The 6,928-nt window shown below is 57.6% G+C and carries 2 protein-coding genes and 1 pseudogene; all 3 read left to right on the forward strand.

Translation table 11 applies throughout. The features are described from left to right. The first annotated feature begins 68 nt into the window (after nt 1-68). Nucleotides 69-2,966, forward strand: a complete 2,898-nt coding sequence (ptrA, locus tag RTM06_RS15400; protein WP_312183342.1) for a pitrilysin — start codon at nt 69-71, stop codon at nt 2,964-2,966. Further along, entirely contained in the window at nt 2,963-6,502 is a 3,540-nt protein-coding gene (recB, locus tag RTM06_RS15405; protein ID WP_312183344.1) for an exodeoxyribonuclease V subunit beta, read from the forward strand. Before ptrA ends, recB begins: the two co-directional genes overlap by 4 nt. Beyond that, nucleotides 6,499-6,928, forward strand: a pseudogene (gene recD, locus RTM06_RS15410) (exodeoxyribonuclease V subunit alpha); the annotation flags it as partial. The gene recB and the pseudogene recD, both read left to right, overlap by 4 nt.

Raw genomic sequence — 6,928 nt, forward strand, 5'->3', positions numbered from 1 at the left:
ATAAGAAAGTTTGTCTATTTCACCGCTGGGCACACAGCCAGCGGAAAAGGGTAACGTAAGGGGTTTAAATGCGGATTTACGCACGCTGGATTGGAGCGCTGCTGCTGAGCACGTTAGCGCTGAATGCCTTTGCCGATACCGATCGCGGCTGGCAACCCATCAATGACACCATTCGTAAAAGCGATCACGATCCACGCAGTTACCAGGCGATTACATTAAACAACGGCATGACCGTGTTGCTGGTCTCGGATGCCGAAGCGCCTAAATCACTGGCGGCGCTGACCTTACCGATTGGTTCGCTGGACGATCCTAATCAGCAACTGGGTTTGGCGCACTATCTCGAACACATGGTGTTGATGGGATCAAAGCGTTATCCGCAGCCTGATAATCTCGCCGAATTCCTGAAAAAGAATGGCGGCAGCCACAATGCCAGCACCGCGTCGTATCGCACGGCGTTCTATCTGGAAGTGGAAAACAGTGCGCTGCAGCCAGCAGTCGATCGTCTGGCTGATGCGATTGCTGAACCGTTGCTCGATCCGGTTAATGCCGACCGTGAGCGCCATGCGGTCAACGCAGAACTGACCATGGCTCGCTCACGCGATGGCTTGCGCATGGCGCAGGTGGGCGCAGAAACCCTTAATCCCGCGCATCCTGGCTCGCGCTATTCCGGCGGCAACCTCGATACGTTGAGCGACAAGCCGGACAGCAAATTGCATCAGGCGCTGACCGATTTTTATCACAGCCATTATTCCGCCAATCTGATGAAGGCGGTGATCTACAGCAACAAACCGCTGCCCGAGATGGCCGACATTGCGGCAAAAACCTTTGGTCGTGTGGCTAATCATCAGACCACCGTGCCAGAGATTGACGTGCCGGTGGTGACCGACGCGCAGAAGGGCATCATTATCCATTACGTGCCCGCGCAGCCGCGCAAGCAGTTAAAAATTGAGTTCCGTATCCCGAACAACAGCGGCCAGTTCCGCAGTAAAACCGATACGCTTATCAGCTACATTCTCGGCAATCGCAGCAAAAACACCCTCAACGACTGGCTGCAAAAGCAGGGGCTGGCGGATGGCGTCAGTGCAGGTGCTGACCCAATGACCGAGCGCAACAGCGGCGTCTTCGCTATCAGCGTCTCGTTAACCGACAAAGGTCTGGCGCAGCGCGATGAAGTGGTCGCTGCGGTGTTTAGCTACCTCGATATGCTGCGCAGCAAAGGCATCAGCAAAGCGTACTTCGATGAAGTCTCCCACGTGCTGGCGCTGGATTTCCGTTATCCATCGATTACCCGCGATATGGATTACATTGAGTGGTTGGTGGATACCATGCTGCGGGTGCCGGTTGAACACACGCTGGATGCGCCGTATCTGGCCGATCAGTTCGATCCCGCTGCAATCAAAACGCGTCTCGATGAGATGACGCCGCAGAACGCGCGTATCTGGTACATCAGCCCGCAGGAGCCGCATAACAAAGAGGCCTACTTTGTGAATGCGCCCTATCAGGTGGACAAAATCAGCGAGGCCCAGTTCAGCGACTGGCAGCAACGCGCCGCACAGCTCCAACTGTCGATGCCCACGCTGAATCCCTACATTCCGTCGGATTTCGCCATCATTCCTGCCGATGGCAAAACCTACCATCATCCGGTCGCACTGACCTATGGCGACAGCATGCGTATTTACTGGATGCCAAGTCAGCTGTTTGCCAGCGAACCGAAAGCCGCTATCACCCTGGCACTGCGTAACAAATCCGCGATTAGCGATGCGCGCCAGCAGGTGCTGTTTGGCTTGAATGACTATCTCTCCAGCCTGGCGCTGGATGAACTGAATTCGCAGGCCTCGGTTGGCGGCATCAGTTTCTCCACCGGGGAAGATGATGGCATCGTGTTTAGCGCCAGCGGTTTTACCCAACGTCTTCCGGAATTGCTGAAGAAGCTGGTGGAAGGTTACGCCACCTTTACGCCGGATCAGCAGCAGCTGGAGCAGGCCAAATCCTGGTATCTGGATCGACTGGAAGCAGCAGAGAAGGGCAAAGCGTTTGAGCAGGCGATTCAGCCGATGCAGATGTTGTCGCAGCTGCCTTACACCCAGCGTGAAACGCGCCGCAAACTGGTGAAGGACATCACGCTGAAAGAGGTCACCGATTACCGCGATGCGCTGATTCATCATGCAACGCCGGAAATGATGGTGGTGGGCAATCTCTCTGCCGATCGCGTGAAACAGCTCGGCGATGAGCTGCAGCAGCAGTTGCAGAGCGATGGTCACGGCTACTGGCACAGTGATTATGTGACGGTGGATAAAGCGATGAAGGCCAACCTGCAAAAAGCCGGCAGTAGCACCGATTCGGCGCTGGCCGCGCTGTATGTGCCGTTGGGCTTCAGCGAATATCAAAGCATGGCCAACAGCACCATGCTGAGCCAGATCGTCCAACCCTGGTTCTACAACCAGTTGCGTACCGAAGAGCAGCTCGGCTACGCGGTGTTTGCGTATCAGATGCCGATTGGTCGCCAATGGGGCATCGGTTTCCTGCTGCAAAGTAACAGCAAGCAGCCGGCGTTTTTACTGCAACGCTTCCAGGCGTTTTATCCGCAGGCGGAACAGCGTCTGCGCAGCATGAAAGCGGAAGATTTTGCCCAGTATCAGCAGGCGCTAATTAACGATATGAAGCAGCGCCCGCAAACGCTGGATGAAGAGGCGAACCGCTTTAACCGTGACTTTAAACGTCAGAACTTTGCTTTCGATACGCGTGAAAAAGCGATTGAGCAAATCCAGCAGCTAACACCAGCTGGTCTGGCCGACTTCTTCCATCAGGCGGTATTAGCACAAACAGGCATGGCGATGATTTCTCAGATTGGCGGCAGCCATGATGGCGCGACCAAAGATGACTACGCGCAACTGCCGGGCTGGACCACATGGGATGAGGTCCAGAAACTGCAGCAATCGTTGCCCGTGAAGAGTGACACGCAATGAGTCTGCTACCTGAATCGCTCAATCCTCTGACGCTGCCGCTGCGCGGTGAGCGTCTGATTGAGGCCTCCGCAGGGACCGGTAAAACCTTTACCATCGGGCTGCTCTATCTGCGGCTGCTGCTGGGATTGGGCGGACAACATGCTTATTCGCGTCCGCTGTCGGTCGAAGAGATTCTGGTGGTAACCTTTACCGAGGCCGCTACCGCTGAACTGCGCGGGCGTATTCGCGCCAACATCCACGAGCTGCGGTTAGCCTGCCTGCGCGGCATTAGCAGCAATCCGATGCTGATGCAGCTGCTGCAAGAGATCCCGCAACCCGCCGATGCCGCCTCGCTGCTGCTGGCCGCCGAACGTCAGATGGATGAAGCCGCCATTTTCACCATCCACGGCTTCTGCCAGCGCATGCTGAATCTCAACGCCTTTGAGTCCGGCATGCTGTTTGAACAACAGCTGATTGAGGATGAACAGCTGCTGCTGCGCCAGGCGACCGCCGATTTCTGGCGTCGTCACTGCTATCCGCTGACGCTGGATGTTGCGCGGGTAATTGTCAGTGAATGGAGCGGCCCAGAGCAGTTGCTTTCCACTTTGCGTCCGTGGTTGCAGGGCGAATCGCCCAGCCTGCTTCTGCCGCCTGCTGACAGTGAAACTCTGGCTTCACGCCACAGCGAAAACCTGGCGCGTATCGCCGCCATGAAAGCGCAATGGCTGGCGGTGGGTGAAGAGGTGCTGACGCTGGTGGGGCAATCTGATGTGGATAAGCGCAGCTACAGCAGCAAAAATTTGCCGGTCTGGGTCAACAAAGTCAGCTCCTGGGCGCAGAGCGAAACGCGTGATTATCAGGTGCCTGCCGAACTGGCGCGCTTCAGTCAGCGCATGCTTGAAGAGAAGACCAAAAAGGGCAATCCGCCGCATCACACCCTGTTTGACGCCATCGACAGTTTCCTTGCCCAGCCGCTGTCGCTGCGCGACCTGGTGATTGCGCGTGCGCTGGTCGAGGTGCGCGCTGCGGTGCGCAAAGAGAAACGTCAGCAGGCGCTGCTAGGCTTTGATGATTTGCTGAGCCGCCTCGACGAAGCCCTGCAACAGTCGAGCGGTGAGCAGCTGGCTCAGGCGATTCGCCAGCGTTTCCCGGTAGCACTGATAGATGAGTTTCAGGACACCGATCCGCTGCAATACCGCATCTTCCGCACGCTTTACATCAATCAGCCAGCGCATGCGCTGCTGCTGATTGGCGATCCCAAACAGGCGATTTACGCGTTTCGTGGCGCGGATATTTTTACCTATATCCGCGCGCGCAGCGAAGTCAGTGCGCACTACACGCTGGACACCAACTGGCGCTCGTCGCCAGCGATGGTCAATAGCGTTAATCAACTGTTTGCACGCCTCGACGCGCCCTTCCTGTTTGCGGAGATCCCGTTCCAGCCGGTGCAGTTCGCACCACCAAACCAACCGTTGTCTCTTAACATCGATCAGGTTGAGCAAGCGGCGTTACGCTTCTGGCTACAACCAGGCGAAGGCTGCAGCGTTGGCGATTATCAGCAACGTATGGCGCAGCAGTGTGCAGCCGATATTAGTCGCTGGTTGCAGGCCGGGCAGCAGCAGCGCGCGATGCTGGGCAAAGCGCCCACTTTGCGGCCGGTACAAGCCTCTGACATCACCGTGCTGGTGCGCAGCCGTAACGAAGCCAACCTGATTCGCGAAGCACTCAATCTGCTGGGCATTCCATCGGTTTACCTGTCGAATCGCGACAGCGTTTACACCACGCCGGAAGCGCGAGAGCTGTTATGGCTGTTGCAGGCAGTACTGGCGCCGGAGCAGGAGCGTATGCTGCGCACCGCGCTGGCAACGTCGCTGTTTGCTTTTGATGCCTCGCAGCTGGATGCGCTGGATCAGGATGCGCGCGGTTGGGATGAACTGGTGGATACCTTTGCCCGCTGGCAGCTGGTGTGGCAGCAGCGTGGCGTCTTGCCGATGCTGCGCGAGATGATGCTAGAGCGCCAGCTGGCGGAAAATCTGCTGGCCTCGGAGAACGGTGAGCGTCGGCTGACGGATTTACTGCATCTGGGCGAACTGCTGCAGGAAGCGGCTGCACAACTGGATAGCCCGCATGCGCTGGTGCGCCATCTGGCACAGCAGATCGCGCGTCCGGACAGCCAGTCTGCCAGCCAGCAGCTGCGTCTGGAGAGCGATCGCCATCTGGTGCAGATCGTCACCATCCACAAATCTAAAGGCCTGCAATATCCGTTAGTGTGGCTGCCGTTTGCCGCCGGTTTCCGCGAGGCCGATACCGCGCTCTATCATGATCGTGAGAACTTTGACGCGGTGCTGGATCTGCAAGCCGACGAGGAGAGCCTGGCGCTGGCCGAACAGGAGCGTCTGGCGGAGGATTTACGCCTGCTTTACGTGGCATTGACCCGTTCGATCTATCACTGCAGCGTCGGCGTGGCACCGCTGTTTCGCGGCACACGCAAGAAAGAGGGCGAGAGCGATTTGCATAAAAGCGCGCTCGGTTTTCTGTTGCAACGCGGCGAAGCGGCGACGGCCGAACAGCTCGGTGCGTTACTGCATGACATGGACGCGGCGGGCACCGATGTGGTGCTGGCAGAAGATATGCAAGCCGAGCGCTGGCAGGTTGAGGCTGTGGTCGATAGCGAGTTAGGTGCGCGATCCGTAACGCGTGTGCTGGCCGATCCGTGGCGCGTCACCAGTTATTCCGGTTTGCAGCAGCACAGTGCTCATCGTCTGCTTGAGGTGATGCCGAATTTTGATGTCGAAGCGGCAGGCGAAGAGGAGCGTGAAGAGGAAGAGGAAGCAGCGCTCACGCCACATCATTTCCCGCGCGGTGCTGCGCCGGGAACATTTTTACACGAGCTGTTCGAATCGCTGGATTTCCCGCAGCCGCCTTCTGAAGAGAAGCTGGCGCAACATCTGCAGCAAAACGGCTATCCGCTGCACTGGCAGCCGATGCTCAGCGCGTGGATTACGCGTGTATTGAGCACGCCGCTCAACGCGCAGGGCATTCATCTGGCACAGGTGCAGAGCAGAGATCGTTTGGTAGAGATGGCGTTCTATCTACCGATTGACAACGTGCTGACCGCGCATGAACTGAGCGCGTTAATTTCTCAGGATGCGTTATCGGCACAGGCTCCGCCGCTCGATTTTCGTCAGGTGCAAGGCATGTTAAAAGGCTTTATCGATCTGGTGTTCCGCTGGCAGGGCAAATATTACCTGCTGGATTACAAATCCAACTGGCTCGGCGACAGCCATGAGGCTTACACGCCGCAGGCCATGGCGCAGGCGATGATCGACCACCGCTACGATTTGCAGTACCAACTCTACACGCTGGCGCTGCACCGCTATTTACAACATCGCGTGCCGGATTACGATTATGAGCAGCATTTCGGCGGTGTGTTTTATCTGTTCCTGCGTGGCATGGACGGCAGTTCGCCAGACAACGGCGTGTTCCACACCCGCCCGACTTTCGATTTTGTTTCACAACTGGATAGCCTGTTTCGCGGGCCGGGAGCGACAGCATGAGCGGTATGACCGCGCTTTTAGCACAGGCGGCTGAGCTGCGTTTGCTGCGCTCGCTGGATGTCCAGTTCGCCCAACTGCTGGCCGATGACGAGCAACCGGCGCGTTTGCTGCTGGCAGCGTGCCTCAGCGCGGAGGCGGGAGATGGGCATGTCTGTTTGCCGTTATCACAGCTAAGCCGCGACAACCTGTTTAAGGGACGCCATGCGGAGCTGGCGCAGGCCATCTGGCAAGCGGCAGGCGAACCGCAGGATTGGCCTGCAATTTTAAGCGGCTGGACGGCGCTGAGTCGCAGCGAGCAAGCGGCGCCCATCGTGCTGAGCGAAAATCGTCTCTATCTGCATCGCCTTTGGCACAACGAAGGGCAGGTGGCGCGTTTCTTCCAGTCACAGTCAACAGCACAGCCTTTTGCGCCTGAACGGGTCAGGG

This window comes from Pantoea sp. CTOTU46764, from assembly GCF_031974595.1.
Classification (GTDB): Bacteria; Pseudomonadota; Gammaproteobacteria; order Enterobacterales; family Enterobacteriaceae; genus Pantoea; species Pantoea trifolii.